Genomic DNA, 23,475 nt, shown 5'->3' on the forward strand with positions numbered 1-23,475 from the left:
GACTCCCGGGCAGTCGGCGCAGACCCGCACCCAAGACCCACTGAGCTTGTTCGAGCGCACCGCCGGTGGCTCGCGCGCGAAGAGCCGAAGAAGCGGCTGAGCAGAGGAAAGAAGGCAGGAGCAACGATGGCGACCTACGCAATCGTCAAGACGGGCGGCAAGCAGTACAAGGTCGCCGTCGGGGACGTGGTCAAGGTCGAGAAGCTCGACTCCGACCCGGGCGCGAATGTGTCGCTGCCCGTCACCCTCGTCGTGGACGGCGCCAAGGTGACCACCGACGCCGCCGCGCTGGCCAAGGTGGCGGTGACCGGCGAGGTGCTCGAGCACACCAAGGGCCCCAAGATCCGTATCCACAAGTTCAGGAACAAGACCGGCTACCACAAGCGTCAGGGACACCGTCAGCAGCTGACGGTCCTGAAGGTCACCGGGATCAAGTAGCAAAGGCGACAGACATGGCACACAAGAAGGGCGCTTCCAGCTCGCGAAACGGTCGCGATTCCGCCGCTCAGCGGCTGGGTGTCAAGCGGTTCGGCGGCCAGATCGTCAAGGCGGGCGAGATCATCGTTCGCCAGCGTGGCACCAAGTTCCACCCCGGTCTCAACGTCGGGCGTGGCGGCGACGACACGCTGTTCGCCAAGGCGGCCGGAGCCGTCGAGTTCGGCATCAAGCGCGGACGCAAAACCGTCAGCATCACGCCCCAGGTCTAGCCTCGCGAGCCGGGGGCACCGCCCCCGTGCGGGGAACGCTGCGGCGGCTTCGCGAGGTATTTCGCCCTGGCGTGACATTCGAAGGGCTGGTATTCGATGCCTCGATTTGTCGATCGGGTCGTCATCCACGCGCGTGCGGGTTCCGGCGGTAACGGCTGCGCCTCGGTCCATCGTGAGAAATTCAAGCCGTTGGGTGGTCCCGACGGCGGCAATGGTGGACGCGGCGGCAGCATCGTGTTTGTCGTCGATCCGCAGGTGCACACCCTGCTGGACTTTCACTTCCATCCGCACGTCACTGCGCCGTCGGGCAAACAGGGGATGGGCAACAACCGCGACGGAGCGACCGGCGCGGATTTGGAAGTCAAAGTCCCCGACGGCACCGTCGTATTGGATGAAAGCGGTCGCCTGCTGGCCGATCTGGTGGGTGCGGGCACCCGCTTCGAAGCCGCGGCCGGTGGCCGTGGTGGCCTTGGCAACGCGGCACTCGCGTCGCGCGCGCGCAAGGCCCCCGGCTTTGCGCTGCTCGGAGAGCAGGGCGAAGCGCGGGACCTGACGCTCGAGCTCAAGACCGTCGCCGACGCCGGCCTCATCGGGTTCCCCTCGGCCGGGAAATCGTCACTGGTGTCGGTGATCTCGGCGGCCAAACCGAAGATCGCGGACTACCCGTTCACCACGCTGGTGCCCAACCTCGGCGTGGTGTCGGCCGGCGAGCACACCTTCACCGTCGCCGACGTGCCGGGCCTGATTCCCGGCGCATCGCAGGGCCGCGGCCTGGGCCTGGATTTCCTTCGGCACATCGAGCGCTGCGCCGTGCTGGTGCACGTCGTCGATTGCGCCACCTCGGAGCCGGGCCGCGACCCGATCTCCGACATCGACGCGCTGGAATCCGAACTCGCCGCGTATACGCCTACCCTGCAAGGGGATACGACGCTGGGTGACCTCGCCGAGCGGCCACGGGCGGTGGTGCTCAACAAGATCGACGTGCCCGAGGCGCGCGAGCTGGCCGAATTCGTCCGCGACGAGATCGCCGAGCGCGGGTGGCCGGTATTCCTCGTGTCGACGGTGTCGCGGGAAGGCTTGCAGCCGTTGGTCTTCGGGCTCTGGCGGATGATCTCGGAATACAACGCCGCCCGGCCGCAGATCGTGCCACGGCGGCCGGTGATCCGCCCGGTTCCCGTCGACGACAGCGGCTTCACCGTCGAGCCCGACGGTGAGGGCGGCTTTGTGGTCACCGGCGCCCGGCCTCAGCGTTGGGTCCGGCAGACCAACTTCGACAACGACGAAGCCGTGGGCTATCTCGCCGACCGCCTGGCCCGGCTGGGTGTCGAGGAGGAGCTGCTGCGGCTGGGCGCGCAACCCGGGTGCGCCGTGACGATCGGGGACATGACATTCGACTGGGAGCCGCAAACGCCTGCGGGACAACACGTTGCGATGTCGGGCCGCGGAACCGATGTGCGGCTGGAACGCAGCGAGCGCGCCGGTGCCGCGGAGCGCAAGGCGGCTCGCCGTCAGCGCCGCGAGCGCGGTGACGAGTCGTGAGCGCCGGTGACGATGCAGTGGGAGCATCGCCCGCTCGCGGGGAGAGCGGCGCATCGTGACCGCTCATCGTGAGGCCATCCGGACCGCGCGCAGCCTGGTGGTCAAGGTCGGGACCAACGCGCTGACCACAGCGTCGGGAGTATTCGACGCCGGCCGGCTGGCCGGGCTGGCCGACGCCATCGAGTCGCGCATGAAGGCGGGCACCGACGTCGTCATCGTCTCTTCGGGCGCCATCGCCGCCGGGATCGAGCCCCTCGGATTGACCCGTCGCCCCAAGGATTTGGCGACCAAGCAGGCCGCGGCCAGCGTCGGGCAGGTCGCGCTGGTGAACGCCTGGAGCGCGGCGTTCGCGCGGTATGGCCGCACGGTGGGGCAGGTGCTGCTGACCGCGCACGATATCTCCATGCGGGCTCAGCACACGAACGCCCAGCGCACCCTGGACCGGCTGCGGGCCCTGCACGCGGTGGCGATCGTCAACGAGAACGACACGGTGGCCACCAACGAGATCCGGTTCGGCGACAACGATCGGCTTTCGGCGCTGGTGGCTCACCTGGTCGGCGCCGGAGCCCTGGTGCTGCTCTCCGACATTGACGGTCTGTACGACTCAGATCCCCGAAAAACGCAGGGCGCGCGATTCGTTGCGGAGGTCTCCGGTGCGGGGGATCTGTCCGGTGTGGTCGCCGGGCCGGGCAGCGACCTTGGTACCGGCGGAATGGTGTCGAAGGTGTCGTCGGCATTGCTGGCCGCCGACGCCGGAGTGCCGGTCCTGCTGGCCGCCGCGGCCGACGCCGCGACCGCGCTCACCGACGCCTCGGTCGGCACGGTGTTTGCCGCACGGCCCGTTCGGATGTCGGCCCGCCGGTTCTGGGTGCGGTATGCCGCCGAGGCGGCGGGCGCGCTCATCCTGGACGAGGGCGCGGTGCGCGCGGTGGTGGCCCAGCGTCGCTCGCTGCTGGCCGCGGGTATCACCGCGGTGTCGGGCCGGTTCTATGCCGGAGACGTCGTCGAATTGCGCGGCCCGGACGCGGCCATGGTGGCCCGGGGCGTGGTGGCCTACGACGCCACCGAACTGGCGACCATGATCGGCCGGTCGACCTCCGAGCTACCCGGCGAATTGCGCAGGCCCGCGGTGCACGCCGACGACCTGGTGGCGGTACAGGTCGGCTAGCTGAAGGGGTTGCTGTTGTCCTGCCAGGCCGCCGATTCGGGACGCGGCCCGAAACGGCGGGCGTAGTCTTCGTGCATCCTCGCTTGCTTCTTGTTCTTGATCACATCGACCAGGTTCGGGTCGAGGCCATGCTGCGCCAGCCGGTGCCGACGCCAAACCTTGTTCAACGCGAGCGAGATCAGCAGGGCCCAGGTGTAGAGCGGCACCGTCATCTCACTATGCACGTACAGCGAAGCGGGCAGCAGCCAGAATGGCGCGAGAACGAACAGCGGTGGTATGGCCCACCGGATCATGTGCCGGCGCACGGCTCCTTTGCCCGCCAGATCGTTGGCGACCCAGTCGCGCATCGAGTCGGGTAGGCATCGCCCATACGAGTAGGCGATGTATTGCCACATGTTGGGTTTGGTGCTGGTCTTGGATTTGGTCACGGTGACTCCTATGGGCGGGCGGTTTCAGGACTGTAATGCGCCCGCTGCCAAGGCGGCCGTATTGATGCGGGTGAGCACCTGGTGCAGGTGCTGAAGTTCGCCCATGCCGACGCCCAGGCGCGCGACCACTGCGGCCGGAATCTTCAGCGCACGTCGACGCAAGGCGGTGCCGCGGTCGGTGAGTTTGACGTCGGTGGAGCGCTCATCGACGGCGCTTCGCGTACGGGTGATCAGGCCGAGCCCCTCCAAGCGCTTGAGCATGGGCGACAGCGTGGCCGAATCCATCTGCAACGTCGTCGCAATCTCCTTGACCGACAGCGGTTTCTGCTGGCCCGTTGCCGCCTTCTGGTGATCCCAGAGTGTCAGCATCACCAGATACTGGGGGTGGGTGAGCCCCAACGGCTCCAACAACGGCCGGTAGACCGCCAAGACGGCGCGGTTGGTCACGCTCAGCGCGAAACAGACCTGCTGTTCGAGGGAAAGCGGGTCGATCTCCGGTGCGGCCAGCGACGCCATATTTGCATACTACCCTAATAGTTAGGACATTAATTATGTCGTCCTCGTCACAGATTTCGTCACGGCCGCCGACCACCCCCGGCGCATCAACGCACCGAGGTGGCCTTGAGATACAAGGCACCCCAGACGATCTCGGCCAGCGTGGCGGCCAGTTCCGCGTCGTAGTCGCGCGGCTGCACCGGGAGGTTCTGCTGGCAGGCCCGCTCTACCATCCAGGTCAGCGCGTTGGCAGTGGTGGCCGCGGGTAACTCTGGCCGGATTGACCCATCGGCCTGACCCTCCTCGATGACCCGGGCCATCCGCCCGGTGATCGCGGTCAACAGGTTGCGGTAGGTCGCCGCGACCAGCGGGTCATAGCCGGCCATCTCGTTGAGCGCGACCAGCACCGGTTGGTGACGCCGATAGCTGGTGATGATGCCGTCCATCGCGGCGCGGACGTCTCCGGGATCGTGCCGCCACGACACGCTCCACCAGCGGTCCGCACTCTCGGCGAGATCGGCGAAGACCTGATTGGCCAGGCGGCGCAGCAGGTGGCCTTTGTCCTCGAAGTAGATATAAAAGCTCGCGCGGGAAATGCCGGCCTCGGTCGAGAGCCGGTCGACGCTGAGCTCGGTGAAACTGGCGCCATCGCGCATCAGGCGCTCGGTGGCGTCCAGCAACCGTCGCTCGATCTGTTCTCGCCGCTGCTGACGTTCCTGTTCGCGGTTCGCCTGCGGCTTACGGGTGACCGATGGCATTCAACCAGCATAGAACGCTATGTGACGACTTGACTAGACACTATGTCTAGGAATAATGTCGCTGGCAGTCTGTGACCGAGGTCATACGCAACGGAGGACCACCATGACCGTCATGACCGGCACGTCGGGCACCGAGAAGCCCGGCCGCGCCTACGACCCGATCGACCTGTCCTCGCGCGCGTTTTGGTCCACGACCGCGGCCGAGAGGGAACGTTCGTTCGCGGTGCTGCGGGCCGAACGCCCGGTGAGCTGGCACCCACCGGTCGAGGACGCCCTGATGCCCGATCCCGACGACCCCGGCTACTGGGCGGTCACGCGGCGCGCGGACATCGTCTCGGTCAGCCGCAACAATGAGGTGTTCCTGTCAGGCCAGGGCGTGATTTTCGAGAACGTTCCGACCGAACTGCTCGAGGCGTCGCAATCCTTCCTGGCGATGGACCCACCGCGACACACCAAGCTGCGCAAGCTCGTCAGCGCAGCGTTCACTCCGCGGCAGGTCCGCCGCATCGAGGACTCGATCAAGGCGAACGCCAAGGCCATCGTCGAAGAGCTCAGGGCCGCCGGCAGCGGCGTCGATTTCGTCGAGCAGTGCGCAAAGCAGCTGCCCATCCGCACGCTCTCGGACATGGTGGGAATCCCGGAATCCGAGCGTGAGCGGGTGGCGCAGGCCGCCGATGCGATGGTGTCCTGGGCCGACCCGGTTTACCTCGACGGCCGCAATCCGCTGGAGGTCTTGGTCGAGAACCAGATGTATCTGCATCAGGTCGCCGGCGCCTTGGCCGCCGACCGCCGCGGGCGGCCGGGCGACGACCTGTTCAGCGGCCTGGTGAACGCCGAGGTGGACGGCGACCGGCTGACGGATGCGGAAGTAGCCGCGTTCTTCGTGCTGCTCGCGGTGGCCGCCAACGACACCACCCGGCAGACCACCAGCCATGCGATGAAGGCGCTCACCGACTTCGGAGATCAGAGGGCCTGGCTCCTCGAGGATTTCGACAACCGGATTCCCTTGGCGGTCGAGGAGTTCATCCGGTGGGCATCGCCGGTGATGACCTTCCGGCGCACGGCGGCAAAGGATGTCGACCTGGGTGGCCAGACCATCCGGGCGGGGGAAAAGGTCGTGATGTTCTACCCGTCCGGCAACTGGGACACCCAGGCTTTCGACCATCCGGAGCGTTTCGACCTCAGCCGCGACCCCAACCCGCACGTTGGCTTCGGTGGCGGTGGGGTGCACTTCTGCCTCGGCGCCCATGTGGCCCGGGCGCAATTGCGGGCCATCTTCGGCGAGTTGTTGCGGCAACTGCCGCAGATTCAGGCGGGTGATCCGACGTACGTGGCGGGCAACTTCATTCACGCCGTCCGCAGCATGCCGTGCACGTTCTAACGCGTTGGAATAGGCGATAATTCATCGGCGAGCAGCGCCAACAGCTCGGAGCAGCCGCCGTCGACCTTGACGGTGGCCAGGTCATCCCCGCGGGTGGGGCCACGATTGATGATGGCGATCGGCCTGCTCAGCGCGGCGGCGTGACGCACGAACCGGTAGCCGGAGAACACCGTCAGCGACGAGCCGGCAACGAGCAGCGCATCGGCTTCATCAACCAGTGAATATGCTTGGTCGACAACGCCTTTGGCGACGTTTTCGCCGAAGTAGACGATGTCCGGCTTGAGCATGCCGCCGCAGCGCGGACAGTCGAGGTGGCGGAACGACGTGGTATCGGCGGCCGGGGATATGGCGGCGTCGGCGTCGGGTGCCACCGCGAGACCGCCGACCGCTTCGGCGCGCTCGATGAATCCCGGGTTGAGCGCTTCCAGCTGTTCGGCCAGTGCGGCGCGGCTCAGGGTGTATCCGCAGCCCAGGCAGACCACCTGCGCGTAGGTGCCGTGCAGATTGACGACGTTCGCGCTGCCGGCCTTGGTGTGCAGCAGGTCGACGTTCTGGGTGATCACCCCCGTCACCACCGAAGCGCGCTCGAGCGCGGCCAACGCCCGGTGCCCGGCGTTGGGCGCGGTGTCGTCCATGTGTCGCCAGCCGACGTGGTTGCGCGCCCAGTAGCGCTGCCGGAACACCGGATCCGAGGTGAACTGGCGGATAGTCATGGGATTGCTGGGCGGCGAATCAGGTCCGCGATAGTCGGGAATGCCGGAGTCCGTGGAACAGGCCCGCGCCCGTCAACACCGCGATCCGGCAACCGACCAGCACCGCGACCAGCTCCGGCGATTCGGCGCAGCGGGTGGTCACCTATCTGAGGCTAGCCCTGCGCGAGCGTGCGTGTGTTTGCCCGGCGACACGCCGGCAAAACCTGGCATTCTGCGCACACCCTGGCGGCGGATCGTCAGCCGAGGCACTCCGCGGCCGTGGTGAGTTCCGCGGACATGTTCTTCTCCATCATTTTCAGGGCTGTCGCGGCCAGTTCAGCGTCGATGCCCGCGACGGCGTCGGTCGCGATCACGACGGGAAAATGGCGCACGTAGGCGTCGAGCGCGGTGTAGAGGGTGCACTGCTCGGTGACCTGTCCTGCGATGATCAACCGCTTGGTCTCCAGCCGGTTCAGCAGATAGGCCAGCGCGGTCGCGTAGAACGCGCTGTGTCGCACTTTGGTCATCACGCGGCAGTCCCCGGCCGGCATGATCGGCTTCACCAGATCGGGTCGCGCGCCGTCGAGCGCGGAGCTGACGATGTCGGAGAACTGGGCGGCGAAATCGCCATAGTTATCGTTGACGTATATCAGGTCCACGTCGTCGGATTCGCGTGCGCGCCGGACCAAATCGGCCAGCGGGTCGATGATCTTGCCGACATTGGGTATCAGTTCTTCAGCATCGGGATGCTGATAGGTGTTCATCATGTCGACCACCACCACCGCAGTATCGCTCATGATGTAGGGGATACCCGGCGGCCACGGGTTGACACCGGTCAGGCGACAATGGAAGGGCGATGGACTTTTACAACGCTTACAGCCAGGGCTTTGTCCGAGTCGCCGCGTGCACGCATCACACCACGATCGGCGATCCGGCGGCCAACGCGGAGTCGGTCTTGCGGCTGGCCCGTGAGTGTCACGACGACGGCGTCGCGGTGGCCGTGTTCCCGGAGCTGACGCTGTCCGGTTACTCCATCGAGGACATCGTGATGCAGGACCTGTTGCTCGACGACGTCAAAGCCGCCGTCGAGAACATCGTCGCGTCCTCGACCGAGCTGCTGCCGGTTCTGGTAGTCGGCGCCCCGCTGCGCTACCGGCATCGCATCTACAACACCGCGGTGGTCATTCACCGTGGCGCGGTGCTCGGGGTGGTGCCGAAGTCGTACCTGCCCACCTACCGGGAGTTCTACGAGGCGCGCCAGATCGCGGCCGGAGACGACGAGCGCGGCACCATCCGGATCTGTGACGCCGACGCCCCATTCGGCCCCGACCTGCTGTTCGCCGCATCGGATATCCCCGGCTTCGTGCTGCACGTCGAAATCTGCGAGGACATGTTCGTGCCGATCCCGCCCAGTGCGGAAGCGGCGTTGGCGGGCGCGACGGTGCTGGCGAACCTGTCCGGCAGCCCCATCACCATCGGCCGCGCCGAGGACCGCTGCCTGTTGGCCCGCTCGGCATCGGCGCGATGCCTGGCCGCCTATGTCTACGCCGCCGCGGGCGAGGGCGAATCGACCACCGACCTGGCCTGGGACGGCCAGACCATGGTGTGGGAGAACGGCGAACTGCTGGCGTCATCGGAGCGCTTTCCGAAAGGGGAGCGACGCAGCGTCGCCGACGTCGATATCGACCTGCTGCGCTCGGAACGGCTGCGCATGGGGACATTCGACGACAACCGGCGCCACCACCGCGGGTCGGCCGAGTCGTTCCGGCGCGTCGACTTCCGGCTGGAGCCGCCCGGCGGCGATATCGGATTACGCCGCGACATCGAGCGTTTCCCGTTCGTGCCCGCCGATCGGCAACGCCTGGAACAGGATTGCTACGAGGCTTACAACATCCAGGTCGCCGGGCTCGAGCAACGGCTGCGTGCGCTGAACTACCCGAAGGTGGTCATCGGGATCTCCGGTGGACTGGACTCGACCCATGCGCTGATCGTCGCCGCACGGGCGATGGATCGCGAAGAACGGCCGCGCAGCGACATTCTGGCGTTCACGCTGCCCGGGTTCGCGACGGGCGATCGCACCAAACGCAACGCCATCGAACTGTGCCGCGCCCTCGGGGTCACCTTCTCCGAGATCGACATCACCGAGACCGCAATGCTGATGTTCAAGGAGATCGACCATCCCTTCGGGCGCGGCGAGAAGGTCTACGACGTCACCTTCGAAAACGTCCAGGCGGGGCTGCGCACCGACTACCTCTTCCGGCTGGCCAATCAGCGCGGCGGCATCGTGCTCGGCACCGGGGACCTCTCCGAGCTGGGGCTCGGCTGGTCGACGTACGGGGTGGGCGACCAGATGTCGCACTACAACGTCAATGGCGGTGTCCCGAAGACGCTCATCCAGCACCTGATTCGCTGGGTCATCGCGTCCGGCCAGTTCGAGTCCGATGTCACCGACGTGCTGCAGTCGGTGCTGGAGACCGAGATCTCCCCCGAGCTCGTTCCGAGCGGCGAAGAGGAAGAGCTGCAGAGCAGCGAAGACAAAGTCGGACCCTATGCCCTGCAAGACTTTTCGTTGTTCCACGTGCTGCGCTACGGGTTCCGGCCGTCGAAGATCGCGTTCCTGGCCTGGCATGCGTGGAGCGACCCGGAGCGGGGCAACTGGCCGCCGGGATTCCCCGAGGACAAGCGACCGGTCTACTCCCTGAAGGAGATTCGGCACTGGCTGGGGGTCTTCGTGCAGCGGTTCTATTCGTTCAGCCAGTTCAAGCGCTCGGCATTGCCCAACGGCCCGAAGGTGTCCCACGGCGGTGCGCTGTCGCCCCGGGGTGATTGGCGCGCCCCGTCGGACATGTCCGCGCGCATCTGGCTCGACGAGATCGAGCGGCAGATTCCCGAGGAATAGCACGCCCATGAGCCCGCCCGGGACTGCCGGGCGGGCCCAGAGCGTCCGGCTCACGCTATCGCGCGGCGCCACCCCTGGTACTGCAACTCCGCGAACACCAGCGTGTAGGCGCCGGCCGCCAGGTTCAACGCGACGCCGGCCGAGGTCAACGGGAAGACATCGGCGAGCACCAGCACGACGGCGGCCACCGTGTACGCCAAGTTGGCGATGATGACGCCCATACCGGCGCGGCGTACCGACGGCAGACCGGCGAGCCCGAACACGATCACGCCGTAGCCGATCAAGAACGCGGCCATGGCGTACTCGAACGCCGTCGTGGTCCCCGAGAGCTTGGCGAGCCTCCCGGCCAGCGGGATACCGGCCAGGCCGACCAGGCCGCTGATGACGGCGTCGGCGCGCATGGCCAGGCGAAGCAGGCCGGCCCGGGTGGCCGTGCGGTCAATCGTGGTGGCGGACATGATGTTCCTTTCTGCGATGGCTATAGCGATCGCCACCGACGCTGCCCGCAAACCACTGCCAGATCGACGCCAGACGCTGCCAACCACTGCCAACCGCAGGTCAGGCCGGTGATTCGAGCGCCGCGTCGATCGCTTCGGCGTCCGGTGCGCAGTTGCCCGCGCCGGGTACCAGCGTGGCCAGCGCGCCCGCGGCGCAGGCGCGCCGCAACGCGCGCAGCCGCTGGGCGGGCGAACCCGGATTGCGCGGCCAGCTTCCGGCCAGCACGCCCGCGAACACGTCCCCGGCCCCCGCGGTGTCCACCGCGGCCACCGCGGGAGCGGGCACGACGAAGTCGCCGTCGGCGCCCACGTACCGCGCGCCGCGCGCACCCAGCGTGGTGACCAGGTGAGTTGGGCGCCACGGCCACGCGTCGGCCTCGGCCTCGTTGGCAATGACTACGTCGGCCGCGGCCGCCAGGTCGGCCAACGAGCTTTGGTCCTGGCCGGCGGGCGAGGCATTGACGATGACGACCGCCCCGGCCGAACGGGCCTGCTGTGCCGCCGCCACCGCCGCCCGCACCGGAATTTCCAACTGCGTCAATAACACGTCGCAGCCGGCGATGACGCCCCGCACGGCCTCGGCGTCCAGCGTCAGCCGCCCGTTGGCGCCCGGCGCGACCACGATGGTGTTCTCGGCGTCGCCATCCACAACGACGATCGCCGTGCCGCTCGGTCCGGGCGTTTCGGCGGTGGCGTCGAGCCCGACGCCGTTGTCCAGCAGATGGGCGCGTAACTGTTCGGCGGCGGGGTCGTCGCCGACCGCTCCGACGAATTGCACCCGTGCGCCCGCGCGCGCCGCCGCCACCGCCTGATTGCCGCCCTTGCCGCCCGGTGCGTGGGTCAACGACGTCGCCAGGACCGTCTCGCCGGGGCGGGGAAGGGCGTCGACGCGCAGCGACAGGTCCATGTTCACGCTGCCGACCACACAGACTCGTGCCATTGCGCTGACGTTAGTCGGTTGCAATTCTCCGCGTACCGGGACTTCAGAAATAGCCAAACCAACTGCAGCACAGTGATTTTGGCGCTCGTGTCAACATCCGCATTCCTCACCGCGCCACGCCTCGAAACCTTCCCGGACCGCAATACCGGCGATCAGGAGCCCGACGGCCGGGTCCAGCCACCAGCCGCCCGGCCACACGGCGATGACGGTCAACGTGAGCAGCACCGCGGCGGACTGCACGGCGCACAAGTAGTTTTGTGTGCCCTCCCCGGCGGTCGCCCGCGAGTCCAAGCGCGCGCCGAGCCGCCGCTTGGCCCATCCCAGAAGCGGCATCAGGACCAGCGCCACGGCAGTCAGGGCGATCCCGATCAACGTCGTCTCGGCGCGGGCCCCGGTGAGCAGATCCCGGACCGATTCGAACGCGATGTAGGGCGCGATGAGCCAGAACGAAATGGCCACCCCGCGTTGCGCCCGGCGCTCCGAAGTCTCCGACAGCGTGCGTGAACCCGTAAACCGCCACACGACGATCACGCTCGCCAAGCCCTCGACCGCGCTACCAAGCGCCCAGCCGATCAGGGAGATGGATTCCACGGCGAACCCCTGCCAGAGGCCGAGCGCGCCCTCCGCGCACATCCAGAACAGGCTCGCCCACGCGAGCCAACGCGCCCAGCGCGCGGCCCGTACCCATTCGGCGTCGCGCTCCGGTCGTCGGGTGGTTGCCACGCCGGTCGTCCCGCAGCCGCAACCTTCCGCACACCCATCGCCCATACGCCAAGAATAAGTGCGCTCCGCTATTTGAATAAAGGCGCAAGCATTCTTGGCGTGCGTTGAACGCTTTGCCGCAATCACCCATATCTTGAGACGCGCGCGCTAGTGTGCTGCGTGAGCGATGCTGCGTGTCCGAGGAAGGGCGAAGTCGAGTGACATCGAGCGAGCTACAAGACGCTGAGCCGGCTTCCAAGACCGCACCGGAACATGCCCCGGCACCCGCCCCGGCCGAAATGGCCGCGGCGCCGGAACGCGAGGTTCGCAAACGCCAAAGGTTTCGCCGTCGGCGGCTTTTCCGGATCGGCCTTCAGTCCAAGCTTTTGCTGATATTGCTGGTCTGCAGCATCCTGTCGATCGGGGTGATCGCCTTCATCGGGGCGTCGTCGGGCCGCACCGCCCTGCGCCAAGTCGAATCCGAGCGACTCACCGAGCTGCGCGAGTCCCAGGCGCGGCAGGTGCAGTCGCTCTTCAAAGAGGTGACGAATTCCCTGATCGTCTACAGCGGCGGCTTCAGCATCGTCGAGGCGACGACGGCGTTCACCGACGGCTTCGCGCAGTTGTCCAACGCGACGATCACGCCGGCCCAGCAGCAGGCGCTCGTCAACTACTACGACAACAACATGATCAAACCGATCAAACGAATCACCGGTGAGGAACTCGATCGCAACGCAATCTTCCCGAGTTCCAACGCGCAGAAGTACCTTCAGGCCTACTACACCGCGCCGTACCCGTCGATCTCCGAGGCGCGGAAGGTCGAGGACGCCGGCGACGGCAGCGCGTGGTCGGCGGCCAGCGCCCGCTATAGCTTCTACATGCGCGACATCGTCACCCGTTTCGAATATCCGGATGCGCTGTTGCTGGACATGCAGGGCAACGTCGTCTTTTCGGTGAACAAGGGCCCAGACCTTGGCACGAATATCTTCACCGGCCCGTACCGCGAATCCAATCTGCGGGACGCATACCAAAAGGCCTTGCGCTCCAACGATCTCAACTTCGTCTGGATCACCGACTTCCAGCCGTACCAGCCGCAACTCGACGTCCCCACGGCGTGGGTGGTGTCGCCAGTCGGAATGAACGGCAAATTCAACGGCGTCATGGCGCTGCCGCTGCCGATCTCGAAGATCAACAAGATCATGACCGCCGACAAACACTGGGAGGCCGCCGGTATGGGCCCCGCAACGGAGACGTACCTGGCCGGCCCCGATAACCTGATGCGTTCCGACTCAAGGCTTTTCCTCGACGATCCAGCTGAATACCGGCGCGAGGCCATTGCATCCGGCACCCCGCCCGACATCGTGGAGGAAGCGATCCGCCTGGGTGGCACGACGTTGGTGCAGCCGGTCCCGACCGCGGGCCTTCGTGCCGCACAACGCGGACAAACCGGAGTCGTCAGCGCCACCGACTATCTGGGCAACAGGGAGCTGGAAGCCTACGCCCCGCTGACGGTGCCGAACTCCGATCTGCACTGGTCGATCCTGGCGACGCGCGACAACTCCGATGCCTTCGCGCGCCTCGGCAGGTTCAGCAGAACGCTGGTGCTGGCGGTGTCGGTCATGATCTTTGTCATCTGCGTGGCATCGATGGTGATTGCCCAGCTGATGTTACGGCCGATCCGTCGGCTGCAGGCCGGCACGCAGAAGATCAGCTCCGGCGACTACGAGGTCAACATCCCGGTAAAGACACGCGACGAAATCGGCGACCTGACTGCGGCTTTCAACGAGATGAGCCGCAACCTGGCGATCAAGGAGGAGTTGCTCAACGAACAGCGCCGGGAGAACGACCGCTTGTTGCTGGCGCTGATGCCCGAGTCGGTCGTCCAGCGATATCGCGAGGGCCAGGAGACCATCGCGCAGGAGCACCAGGATGTGGCCGTCATCTTCGCCGAAATCGTCGGACTCGACGAGGTTTCCGTTGACGTATCCGGCGACGAGCTGGTCGGGATCGTCGACGAGCTGTTCCGGCAATTCGATTCGGCAGCCGAATCTCTCGGCGTCGAGCGAATCCGCACCTTCCACAACGGCTACCTCGCCAGCTGCGGCGTGGTCACGCCGCGGCTGGACAGCATTCACCGCAGCGTCGACTTCGCCGTCGAAATGCGCCACGTCATCGAACGATTCAACAACCAAACCGGTCACGAGTTGCGCCTACGAGTGGGCATCAGTACCGGCAACGTCATCAGCGGACTGGTCGGCCGCTCGGGTCTCGTCTACGACATGTGGGGCGCCGCCGTGAGCCTTGCCTACCAAATGCAGAGCGGCTCAAACCAATCGGGCATATACGTCACCTCGCAGGTGTACGAGGCGATGCGCGATGTGCGCCAGTTCGCGCCGGCCGGCACCATCTCGGTGGGTGGAACAGACCAGGCGATCTACCGGTTGTCGGAGCGATCATGAACTTGTTCGAATCATCGTGGTTTTACTGGGCCATCGGCATCGCGTTGGGATTTCCGGTCTGTTTGATCCTGCTCACCGAGCTGCACCGCGCGCTGGTCCGGCGGAATAGCCACCTGGCACGGCAGGTCAGCCTGCTGCGCAACTACCTGCTGCCGCTGGGTGCGCTGTTACTCCTGGTCGTCAAGGCTTCGCAGGTTCCGGCCGGGCAGGGCTCGGTGCGGATCCTCACCACGGTCTTCGGCCTGCTGGTGCTGGTGCTGGTGCTGTCGGCCCTGAACGCCACCGTGTTCGAGGGCGCGCCCGAAGAAAGCTGGCGCAAACGACTGCCCGCCATCTTCATCGACGTCGCCCGCTTCGGAGTCATCGGCGTCGGCCTGGCGGTGATGCTCTCGTATATCTGGGGCGTCCGGATCGGGGGCCTGTTCACCGCACTGGGCGTCACCTCCGTGGTCATCGGCCTGATGCTGCAGAACTCCGTCGGCCAGGTCGTGTCCGGCCTGTTCATGCTGTTCGAGCAGCCGTTCCGGATCAACGATTGGCTGGACACCGGGACAACGCGGGGCCGCGTCGTCGAAGTGAACTGGCGGTCCGTACACATCGACACCGGCAGCGGGATCCGCATCATGCCCAACTCGATGCTGGCCAGCACTGCGTTCACGAACCTCAGTCGCCCCTCCCGCGCGTACGACTGTGCGATCACAACCAAATTCGCGGCCGGCGACTCGCCGGACAAGGTTTGCGCGATGTTGACGCGGGTCGCCGGGGCGCTGCCGACCCGCAGACCCGAAATCTTGCCCACCACGGTCGCCCTGGGCGGCGCCCAGTACCGCACGACCATCAGGCTCATGTCGCCCGCCGACGCCGACGCCACCGAAGCGACCTTCCTGCGCTGGGTCTGGTACGCCGCGCGGCGAGCGCGCCTGCGCCTCGACGGCGCCGACGACAACTTCTCCACCAAGCAACGGGTGGAGAAAGCGTTGCGCACCGTGGTCGCCCCCGCGTTGCGGCTGAGCCACACCGATCAGCAATCGCTGGTGCCGTACGCGAAGATCGTCCGCTACGGTGCCGACGAAATCGTCGAGTCCGCCGGTCAGGTGTCCTCGGGGATGACCTTCTTGGTGGCCGGCCGGGTGCGGTTGACCGCGACGACCGAAGACGGGTCGGTGATCCCGGTCAGCATCATCGACGAGGGATCGTTCCTCGGCCTGACCGCGCTGACCCGCCAACCCAACCTTGCCGGCGCGTACGCGCTGGACGAGGTGACGGCGCTGCAGATAGACCGCGAGCACCTCGAGCCCCTGGTGATGCGTAAACCATTGCTGCTCCAAGACTTAGGCCGATTGATCGACGAGCGGCAAACCAAGGTGAGAGAGGCGACTCGCCGCGAGCGGGTCGGGCCGGCCGGCGTCGAGGCACGGGAGTCGGCGAAACCGCGCCGCTGACCCACTGGCGGTCGGAATCTTGGTGGCCGGCACGTTACGCGCGGAGCGGATGGCGTAATACCCGGGCCGCCTCACCTGGCGGGCTAAGGCCCGATACCCTGGTTCAATGAGTCTGCAAGCACCATTCCTCAGCGGTGGGGGTACGCCCCCAGAGGGAGGCACCCCCACCCGCCCGCAGGGCAGGGGGACGGCTCAACAGCAGGAGTCTGACTTGCGCCGCGAGGTCCACAACGCCGCTCGCCGCGCGCGGGTCGCCTCCCGCGTCCTGGCCCTGTTGCCGACCGTCGCCAAGGACCAGGCGCTGGGCTCCGCGGCCGACGCGATCGCGGCCCACACCGACTTGATCCTCTCGGCCAACGCCGAAGATCTCCGCGCCGCCGAAGCCGCCGGCACACCGACCGCGATGCTCGACCGGTTGGCGCTGGACCCCAAGCGTGTCGAGGGAATCGCCGCCGGACTGCGCCAGGTCGCCGGGCTGCCCGACCCGGTCGGGGAGGTGCTGCGCGGCTACACCCTGCCCAACGGTTTGCATTTGCGACAGCAGCGCGTGCCGCTCGGCGTCATCGGCATGATCTACGAAGGCCGGCCGAACGTCACCGTCGACGCCTTTGGTCTGGCGCTCAAATCGGGCAACGCCGTGTTGTTGCGCGGAAGTTCCTCGGCGGCACGGTCCAACCAGGCGCTGGTGCAGGTGCTGCGCGCTTCGCTGGTCAGTGAGGACTTGCCCGCCGATGCGGTGCAACTGCTTTCGGCCGCCGATCGCGCCACGGTGACACACCTGATCCAGGCCCGCGGCCTGGTCGACGTGGTTATCCCGCGCGGGGGAGCGAGCCTGATCAACGCGGTGGTCCGTGACGCGCAGGTGCCCACCATCGAGACCGGCGTCGGCAACTGTCACGTGTATGTGCACGAAGGGGCCGACCTGGACGTCGCGGAACGGATCCTGTTGAACTCCAAAACCCGCCGGCCCAGTGTCTGCAACGCCGCCGAGACGCTGCTGGTGGATGCCGCGATCGCCGAGAAGGCGCTGCCGCGGTTGGTGGCGGCCCTGCAGGATGCCGGCGTGACCGTGCACGGTGGGCTTGCGGCGGACGCCGAGGAGGACGACTTGCGCCGCGAGTACCTGTCGATGGACATCGCGGTCGCGGTGGTCGACGGCATCGACGCCGCGATCGCCCACATCAACGAGTACGGCACCGGACACACCGAGGCCATCGTGACCAGCAATATGGCTGCGGCGCAACGGTTTAGCGACGGTGTCGATGCCGCCGCGGTGATGATCAACGCGTCGACGGCGTTCACCGACGGTGAGCAGTTCGGCTTCGGCGCCGAAATCGGCATCTCCACCCAGAAATTGCATGCGCGCGGTCCGATGGGGCTGCCGGAGTTGACCTCGACCAAATGGATCGCATGGGGCGACGGGCAAGTCCGTCCCGCCTGACACCACGACGAAAAGTGCTTTAGGAGAACTGAGATAGTGAGCGTGCCCGCCCGGCCCAAGCCGCTGTTCGCCGATATCGACGACGTCTCGCGACGGTTGGCCGAAACCGGTTACCTGCCCGACACCGCCACCGCGACCGCGGTGTTCCTGGCCGACCGACTGGGCAAGCCGTTGCTGGTGGAGGGCCCCGCCGGCGTCGGCAAGACCGAGCTGGCCCGCGCCGTCGCCCAGGCGACCGGCTCGGGACTGGTCCGCCTGCAATGCTACGAGGGGGTGGACGAAGCGCGCGCCCTGTACGAGTGGAACCACGCCAAGCAGATCCTGCGCATCCAGGCCGGCTCGGGGGACTGGGATCAGACCAAGGACGACGTGTTCAGCGAGGAATTCCTCCTGCAGCGGCCGCTGTTGACCGCGATCCGGCGCACCGAGCCCACGGTGCTGCTGATCGACGAAACCGATAAGGCCGACATCGAAATCGAGGGCCTGCTGCTCGAGGTGCTGTCCGACTTCGCGGTGACCGTCCCCGAATTGGGCACGATCAGCGCGGAGCGGACGCCGTTCGTCGTGCTGACCTCCAACGCGACCCGGGAACTGTCGGAGGCCCTCAAGCGTCGCTGCCTGTTCTTGCACATCGACTTTCCCAGTCCCGAATTGGAACGCCGCATCCTGTTGTCGCGGGTGCCAGAGTTGCCCCAGCATCTCGCCGAGGAACTGGTTCGCATCATCGGCGTGCTGCGCGGCATGCAACTCAAGAAGGTTCCGTCCATCGCCGAGACCATCGACTGGGCCCGCACGCTGCTCGCCCTGGGCCTGGACACCATCGACGACTCCGTCGTTGCCGCCACGCTCGGCGTGGTCCTCAAACATCAATCCGACCAGCAGCGCGCCAGCGGCGAGCTCCGGTTGAACTAGGAACGCACCGATGGCCCCCCGCCGCATCCGACCCACCCGGCCGCTCGCCCCGCACGGACTGCCCGGCCACCTGGTTGGTTTCGTCGAAGCGCTTCGCGGAGTTGGTATTTCGGTAGGTCCGTCTGAGACCGTGGATGCGGGCCGGGTGATGGCCACCCTCGGTTTGAGTGATCGTGAGGTGCTGCGCGAGGGCATCGCCTGCGCCGTGCTGCGCCGTCCCGATCACCGCGAGACCTACGACGCCATGTTCGACCTGTGGTTCCCCGCGGCAATGGGCGCCCGCGCGGTGGTCACCGACGAAGAAGCCGACGGGGCGCGGGACGATGACTCGTTGCCGGCCGACGACGTCGAGGCGATGCGCCAGATGCTGGTAGACCTGCTCACCGACAACCCCGACCTGGCCGACATGGACGAGCGGCTGGTCGCGATGGTCGCGCGAATCGTCGAGGCCTACGGCAAATACAGTTCCAGCCGCGGCCCGTCGTTCTCCTCGTACCAGGCGCTCAAGGCGATGGCGCTGGACGAGTTGGAGGGCAAGCTGCTGGCGGGCCTGCTCGCCCCGTACGGCGACGAACCCACACCCACCCAGGAGCAGATCGCCAAAGCCCTCGCCGCGCAGCGGATCACCCAGCTGCGCAAGATGGTCGACGCCGAGACCAAACGACGCACCGCCGAACAACTCGGCCGCGACCACGTCCAGATGTACGGCATCCCACAGCTTTCCGAGAACGTCGAGTTCCTGCGGGCCTCCGGCGAACAGCTGCGTCAGATGCAACGGGTCGTGGCCCCGCTTGCCCGTACCCTCGCGACCCGGCTGGCGGCTAGGCGGCGTCGGTCGCGCGCGGGTGTGATCGACCTGCGCAAGACGCTGCGCAAGTCGATGTCCACCGGCGGCGTGCCGATCGACGTGGTGCTGGCCAAACCCCGCCCGGCGCGGCCGGAACTGGTGGTGCTTTGCGACGTGTCCGGCTCCGTCGCCGGCTTCAGTCACTTCACCCTGCTGCTGGTACACGCTCTGCGCCAACAGTTCTCGCGGGTCCGGGTGTTCGCCTTCATCGACACCACCGACGAGGTGACCCACATGTTCGGGCCCGAAGCCGATCTGGCCGTGGCGATCCAGCGCATCACCCGGGAGGCCGGCGTGTACAGCCGCGACGGGCATTCCGACTACGGCAACGCGTTCGCGTCGTTCGTGCAAGCGTTCCCCAACGTCTTGTCACCGCGCAGCTCGCTGCTTGTGCTCGGGGACGGGCGCACCAACTACCGCAATCCGGAGACCGAGCTGCTGTCCCACATGGTGACCGCCAGCCGGCACGCGCACTGGCTGAATCCCGAGCCCAGGCATCTATGGGGCAGCGGCGACTCGGCGGTGCCGCGCTACCAGGAGATCATCACGATGCACGAATGCCGGTCGGCCAAGCAGCTCGCCGGGGTGATCGACCAGCTGCTGCCGGTCTGAGGGCGGTTGCCCGGCAAGCTGTCACAACAGCGCCAGGAGTCCCCACCGGGAAGTGTGTTCGTTTGTGCCCGCCTCACAGCGACAGCCCGGCGCCTGGCCGTGTTCTCGCTCGGCCGAGTTCTGCCTGGCGCGGAGAACGACGGGGCGCATGTGAGCGGGCGGGATGTGTCGGGCGGCCTGCAGGGCCCGGGCTGAGAAATCGGACCCTTCCGCCGCCTCAAGTAAGCTGGCAAATCGTGCAAAAGCAGCTGCGCCGACTGGGCGTGATGGGTGGGACATTCGATCCCATCCATTACGGACACCTGGTTGCCGCCAGTGAGGTCGCCGACCTGTTCGACCTCGACGAAGTGGTGTTCGTGCCCAGCGGTCAGCCCTGGCAGAAGGATCGGCACGTTTCCGCCGCCGAGGACCGGTACCTGATGACGGTGATCGCCACCGCGTCCAACCCCCGCTTCTCGGTGAGCCGGGTCGACATCGACCGCGCCGGGCCCACCTACACCAAGGACACACTGCGGGATCTGCACGCCCTCAACCCCGATTCGCAGCTCTACTTCATCACCGGCGCCGACGCGCTGGCTTCCATCCTGTCCTGGCAGGGCTGGGAGGAACTGTTCCAGCTGGCGCGGTTCGTCGGCGTCAGCCGGCCCGGATACGAGCTGCGGCGCGAACACATCACCGGTGTACTGGGCGAGCTGGCCGAGGACGTGCTGACGCTCGTCGAGATCCCGGCGCTGGCGATCTCGTCGACCGATTGCCGGCTGCGCGCCGAACAACATCGGCCCCTGTGGTACCTGATGCCCGACGGCGTCGTGCAGTACGTCTCCAAACGCCGCCTATATCGCAATGGCGAAAAATCGAAGGACACCGTGAGCCGCTCAACCCTGCCCGCCGGGAACAACACATGACCGCCACCCAGGAAGCCATCGACATGGCGACCGTGGCCGCCGGCGCGGCAGCCGCCAAGCTGGCCGACGATGTCGTCGTGATCGACGTGTCCGGTCAGCTGGTCATCACCGACTGCTTCGTCATCGCCTCGGCGTCCAACGAGCGGCAGGTCAACGCCATCGTCGACGAGGTCGAGGAAAAGATGCGCAGGGCCGGTTACAAACCGGCGCGGCGGGAGGGCACCCGGGAGGGCCGCTGGACGCTGCTGGACTACCGCGACATCGTGGTGCACATCCAGCACCAGGACGACCGCGACTTCTATGCCTTGGACCGGTTGTGGGGCGACTGTCCGGTCGTGTGGGTGGACCTGGCCGAGGTCCCCGAAGACTCAGCGGGCACGCAATGACGATCCGGCGCCTAATCATGTTGCGGCACGGGCAAACCGAGTTCAACGCCGGTAGCCGGATGCAAGGCCAGCTGGATTCCCAACTCAGCGAACTCGGGCGGGCACAAGCGATCGCCGCCGCCGAGGTGCTCGGCAAGCTACAGCCATTGCTTATCGTGTCGTCGGATCTGCATCGCGCCTACGACACGGCGATCAGGCTGGGGGAGCGGACCGGCCTGCCGATCCGGGTGGACAAGCGGCTGCGGGAAACTCATCTCGGCGACTGGCAGGGGTTGACGCACACCGAGGTCGACACGCAGGCTCCCGGTGCCCGGCTGGCTTGGCGCGAAGACGCCGCCTGGGCACCGCATGGCGGCGAAAGCCGAGTCGACGTCGCCGCCCGTAGCGTGCCATTGGTCGCCGAACTGGCATCGGACGAGCCGGAATGGGGTGACCCCCAGCATGCCGATCGGCCGGTGGTACTGGTGGCCCACGGCGGCCTGATCGCAGCGCTGTCCGCCGCACTGCTGAGACTTCCGGTCGCCAACTGGCCGACACTGGGCGGCATGGGCAATGCCAGCTGGGTGCAGCTTTCGGGCCATTCCGACGACTCCGATGACGAAGGCGCGGGCTTCACCGGCATCCGCTGGCGCCTGGACGTGTGGAACGCTTCGGCGCAGGTGTCCAACGATGTCCTCTGAGGCCCGGCCCACCCTGCTGATATTCGCCGACTCACTGGCCTACTACGGGCCCACCGGCGGCCTGCCCGCTGACGATCCCCGCATCTGGCCCAATATCGTTGCGGCCCAATTGGGTTGGGACATCGAACTCATCGGCCGCATCGGCTGGACCTGCCGGGACATCTGGTGGGCGGCGACGCAGGACCCGCGCGCCTGGGCGGCGCTGCCCAGGGCGGGTGCCGTCATCTTCGCGACCGGCGGCATGGATTCGCTGCCGTCGGTGCTGCCGACCGCGGTGCGCGAACTGATCCGCTATGTGCGCCCGCCCCGACTGCGGCGCTGGGTCCGCGACGGCTACGGCTGGCTGCAGCCCAGGCTCTCGCCGGTGGCCAGGTCCGCGCTGCCTCCGCACCTGAGCGCTGATTACCTCGAACAAACCCGCGGTGCAATCGATTTCAACCGCCCGGGCATCCCGATTGTGGCGTCGCTGCCATCGGTGCATATCGCCGACACGTACGGGAGGGCCCACCACGGCCGCCCGGGGACCGTGGCGGCGATCACCGAGTGGGCGCAAAAAAACGATGTTCCCCTGGTGGATCTCAAAGCGGCTGTCGCCGAACAGATCATGAGCGGACGGGGAAATCCCGACGGGATTCACTGGAATTTCGAGGCCCACCAGGCGGTTGCCGAGCTGATGCTGAAGGCGCTGACCGAAGCCGGGGTGCCCACCGACAAGCCACGCGGGTAGCTCCATGTCTGTCGTGGTGGTGACCGACGCGTCGGCGCGCTTGCCGGCCGACTTGCTGGATAAGTGGGCGATACGCATTGTGCCGCTGCACATTCTGCTCGACGGTGTCGATCTGCGCGACGGTGTGGACGAGATCCCTGACGACATCTACAAGCGCCACGCCACCACCGCGGCTGCCACACCGGCCGAACTCGCCGACGCCTACCAGCAGGCGTTGGCCGACAGCGGCGGGGACGGCGTGGTGGCGGTGCACCTTTCGTCTGGGCTGTCGGGCACCTGCGGTGCCGCCGCACGGACCGCCGCCGACCTGGACCCCCACGTGCGGGTCGTGGACTCGAAGTCGACCGCGATGGGGACGGGCTTTGTGGCGTTGGCCGCCGCGCGGGCCGCGGCCGCCGGCGGCGACCTCGACGCCGTTGAACAGGCGGCGAATCTGGCTGTGCGACAGAGCTATGCGTTCATGGTGGTGCACCGGCTGGACAACCTGCGCCGCAGCGGGCGGATCGGCGGGGCCAAGGCATGGCTGGGCACCGCGCTGGCGCTCAAACCGCTGCTGCGCATCGACGACGGCAAACTTGTTCTGGCCCAACGGGTGCGCACCGTCAGCCACGCGACGGAGGCGATGATCGACCGGGTCTGCGAGGTCGTCGGCGACAGGCCCGCCGCCTTGGCGGTGCATCACGTTGCCAACCCGGACGGCGCCAAGGAGGTGGCGGCGACGCTGGCGCGGCGGTTGCCGGCATGCGAGCCGGCGATCATCACCCCGTTGGGGCCGGTGCTGGCGCTGCACGTCGGCGCCGGAGCCGTCGCGGTCGTCGTGCAGCTAGACACGGTGTCAGAGCGGTGAGTACTGCTGTT

General features: G+C 67.1%; 23 protein-coding genes and 1 pseudogene. 16 read left to right on the forward strand and 8 right to left on the reverse strand.

Annotated features, from left to right (window positions below):
* Positions 1-126: 126 nt before the first annotated feature.
* The 4 genes from rplU to proB all read left to right on the forward strand — a co-directional run bounded on the left by rplU (position 127) and on the right by proB (position 3,414).
* Positions 127-438: a 50S ribosomal protein L21 gene (rplU, locus tag AWC17_RS24110; RefSeq protein WP_007169506.1), complete on the forward strand. Its 312-nt coding sequence runs from the start codon at positions 127-129 to the stop codon at positions 436-438.
* A gap of 14 nt (positions 439-452) precedes the next feature.
* Positions 453-707 (forward strand): 50S ribosomal protein L27, encoded by a 255-nt coding sequence (gene rpmA, locus AWC17_RS24115; protein ID WP_046186480.1) that lies wholly within the window; start codon positions 453-455, stop codon positions 705-707.
* 96 nt (positions 708-803) lie between these two features.
* A complete protein-coding gene (gene obgE, locus AWC17_RS24120; RefSeq protein ID WP_046186481.1) occupies positions 804-2,246 on the forward strand; it encodes a GTPase ObgE in 1,443 nt (480 codons plus the stop codon).
* Positions 2,247-2,301: 55 nt separating this feature from the next.
* Entirely contained in the window at positions 2,302-3,414 is a 1,113-nt protein-coding gene (gene proB, locus AWC17_RS24125; protein ID WP_047323213.1) for a glutamate 5-kinase, read from the forward strand.
* On the opposite strand, the gene AWC17_RS24130 is transcribed toward proB, so the two are convergent.
* The 3 genes from AWC17_RS24130 to AWC17_RS24140 all read right to left on the reverse strand — a co-directional run bounded on the left by AWC17_RS24130 (position 3,411) and on the right by AWC17_RS24140 (position 5,095).
* The gene (locus tag AWC17_RS24130) at positions 3,411-3,809 is read right to left on the reverse strand and encodes a DUF5313 domain-containing protein (protein ID WP_046187089.1); all 399 of its coding nucleotides are present in this window, start codon (positions 3,807-3,809) and stop codon (positions 3,411-3,413) included. The genes proB and AWC17_RS24130 overlap by 4 nt on opposite strands.
* Positions 3,810-3,866: 57 nt before the next feature.
* Positions 3,867-4,358, reverse strand: coding sequence for a MarR family winged helix-turn-helix transcriptional regulator (locus AWC17_RS24135; RefSeq protein WP_046187087.1), 492 nt, complete (start codon positions 4,356-4,358; stop codon positions 3,867-3,869).
* Positions 4,359-4,444: 86 nt separating this feature from the next.
* Entirely contained in the window at positions 4,445-5,095 is a 651-nt protein-coding gene (locus AWC17_RS24140; protein WP_046187086.1) for a TetR/AcrR family transcriptional regulator, read from the reverse strand.
* A 103-nt stretch (positions 5,096-5,198) separates the two neighbouring features.
* Here AWC17_RS24140 and AWC17_RS24145 point away from each other — a divergent pair, with 103 nt between their 5' ends.
* Complete coding sequence (locus AWC17_RS24145) at positions 5,199-6,476, forward strand: cytochrome P450 (protein ID WP_047323211.1); 1,278 nt, start codon at positions 5,199-5,201, stop codon at positions 6,474-6,476.
* On the opposite strand, the pseudogene AWC17_RS24150 reads toward AWC17_RS24145, so the two are convergent.
* Positions 6,473-7,331 (reverse strand): annotated as a pseudogene (locus AWC17_RS24150) (Sir2 family NAD-dependent protein deacetylase). The gene AWC17_RS24145 and the pseudogene AWC17_RS24150 sit on opposite strands and share 4 nt — an antisense overlap.
* Before the next feature lie 94 nt (positions 7,332-7,425).
* Complete coding sequence (locus tag AWC17_RS24155) at positions 7,426-7,965, reverse strand: cysteine hydrolase family protein (protein ID WP_046186576.1); 540 nt, start codon at positions 7,963-7,965, stop codon at positions 7,426-7,428.
* Between the two features lie 59 nt (positions 7,966-8,024).
* Here AWC17_RS24155 and AWC17_RS24160 point away from each other — a divergent pair, with 59 nt between their 5' ends.
* Positions 8,025-10,067, forward strand: coding sequence for an NAD(+) synthase (locus AWC17_RS24160; RefSeq protein WP_046186577.1), 2,043 nt, complete (start codon positions 8,025-8,027; stop codon positions 10,065-10,067).
* A gap of 50 nt (positions 10,068-10,117) precedes the next feature.
* Here the strand turns inward: AWC17_RS24160 and AWC17_RS24165 are convergent, their stop codons facing one another.
* The 3 genes from AWC17_RS24165 to AWC17_RS24175 all read right to left on the reverse strand — a co-directional run bounded on the left by AWC17_RS24165 (position 10,118) and on the right by AWC17_RS24175 (position 12,272).
* Complete coding sequence (locus AWC17_RS24165; protein WP_046186578.1) at positions 10,118-10,525, reverse strand: hypothetical protein; 408 nt, start codon at positions 10,523-10,525, stop codon at positions 10,118-10,120.
* A 100-nt stretch (positions 10,526-10,625) separates the two neighbouring features.
* Entirely contained in the window at positions 10,626-11,504 is an 879-nt protein-coding gene (locus tag AWC17_RS24170) for a PfkB family carbohydrate kinase (protein ID WP_047323207.1), read from the reverse strand.
* A 90-nt stretch (positions 11,505-11,594) separates the two neighbouring features.
* Entirely contained in the window at positions 11,595-12,272 is a 678-nt protein-coding gene (locus AWC17_RS24175) for a cation efflux transmembrane domain-containing protein (protein ID WP_082122842.1), read from the reverse strand.
* Between the two features lie 152 nt (positions 12,273-12,424).
* Between AWC17_RS24175 and AWC17_RS24180 the strand changes: the two genes are divergently transcribed.
* From AWC17_RS24180 to AWC17_RS24225, 10 genes are all read left to right on the forward strand, one after another.
* A complete protein-coding gene (locus AWC17_RS24180; RefSeq protein WP_046182130.1) occupies positions 12,425-14,665 on the forward strand; it encodes an adenylate/guanylate cyclase domain-containing protein in 2,241 nt (746 codons plus the stop codon).
* Positions 14,662-16,107, forward strand: a complete 1,446-nt coding sequence (locus tag AWC17_RS24185) for a mechanosensitive ion channel domain-containing protein (protein ID WP_046182129.1) — start codon at positions 14,662-14,664, stop codon at positions 16,105-16,107. The genes AWC17_RS24180 and AWC17_RS24185 overlap by 4 nt, the downstream gene beginning before the upstream one ends.
* A gap of 211 nt (positions 16,108-16,318) precedes the next feature.
* Positions 16,319-17,548 (forward strand): glutamate-5-semialdehyde dehydrogenase, encoded by a 1,230-nt coding sequence (locus AWC17_RS24190; RefSeq protein ID WP_046182128.1) that lies wholly within the window; start codon positions 16,319-16,321, stop codon positions 17,546-17,548.
* A gap of 36 nt (positions 17,549-17,584) precedes the next feature.
* Positions 17,585-18,460: an AAA family ATPase gene (locus AWC17_RS24195; RefSeq protein WP_046182127.1), complete on the forward strand. Its 876-nt coding sequence runs from the start codon at positions 17,585-17,587 to the stop codon at positions 18,458-18,460.
* Between the two features lie 10 nt (positions 18,461-18,470).
* On the forward strand, positions 18,471-19,919 hold the full coding sequence (locus AWC17_RS24200) for a vWA domain-containing protein (RefSeq protein WP_046182126.1): 1,449 nt from the start codon (positions 18,471-18,473) through the stop codon (positions 19,917-19,919).
* Positions 19,920-20,167: 248 nt separating this feature from the next.
* The gene (gene nadD, locus AWC17_RS24205) at positions 20,168-20,824 is read left to right on the forward strand and encodes a nicotinate-nucleotide adenylyltransferase (protein ID WP_264055822.1); all 657 of its coding nucleotides are present in this window, start codon (positions 20,168-20,170) and stop codon (positions 20,822-20,824) included.
* Positions 20,821-21,210, forward strand: a complete 390-nt coding sequence (gene rsfS / locus AWC17_RS24210; RefSeq protein ID WP_046182125.1) for a ribosome silencing factor — start codon at positions 20,821-20,823, stop codon at positions 21,208-21,210. The genes nadD and rsfS overlap by 4 nt, the downstream gene beginning before the upstream one ends.
* Positions 21,207-21,890 (forward strand): glucosyl-3-phosphoglycerate phosphatase, encoded by a 684-nt coding sequence (gpgP, locus tag AWC17_RS24215; RefSeq protein WP_046182124.1) that lies wholly within the window; start codon positions 21,207-21,209, stop codon positions 21,888-21,890. The genes rsfS and gpgP overlap by 4 nt, the downstream gene beginning before the upstream one ends.
* A complete protein-coding gene (gene octT, locus AWC17_RS24220) occupies positions 21,880-22,617 on the forward strand; it encodes a diglucosylglycerate octanoyltransferase (RefSeq protein ID WP_046182123.1) in 738 nt (245 codons plus the stop codon). Before gpgP ends, octT begins: the two co-directional genes overlap by 11 nt.
* 4 nt (positions 22,618-22,621) lie before the next feature.
* The gene (locus AWC17_RS24225) at positions 22,622-23,464 is read left to right on the forward strand and encodes a DegV family protein (RefSeq protein WP_047323206.1); all 843 of its coding nucleotides are present in this window, start codon (positions 22,622-22,624) and stop codon (positions 23,462-23,464) included.
* The last annotated feature ends 11 nt before the right edge of the window (positions 23,465-23,475 follow it).

It is taken from the genome of Mycobacterium nebraskense (assembly GCF_002102255.1).
GTDB lineage: Bacteria > Actinomycetota > Actinomycetes > Mycobacteriales > Mycobacteriaceae > Mycobacterium > Mycobacterium nebraskense.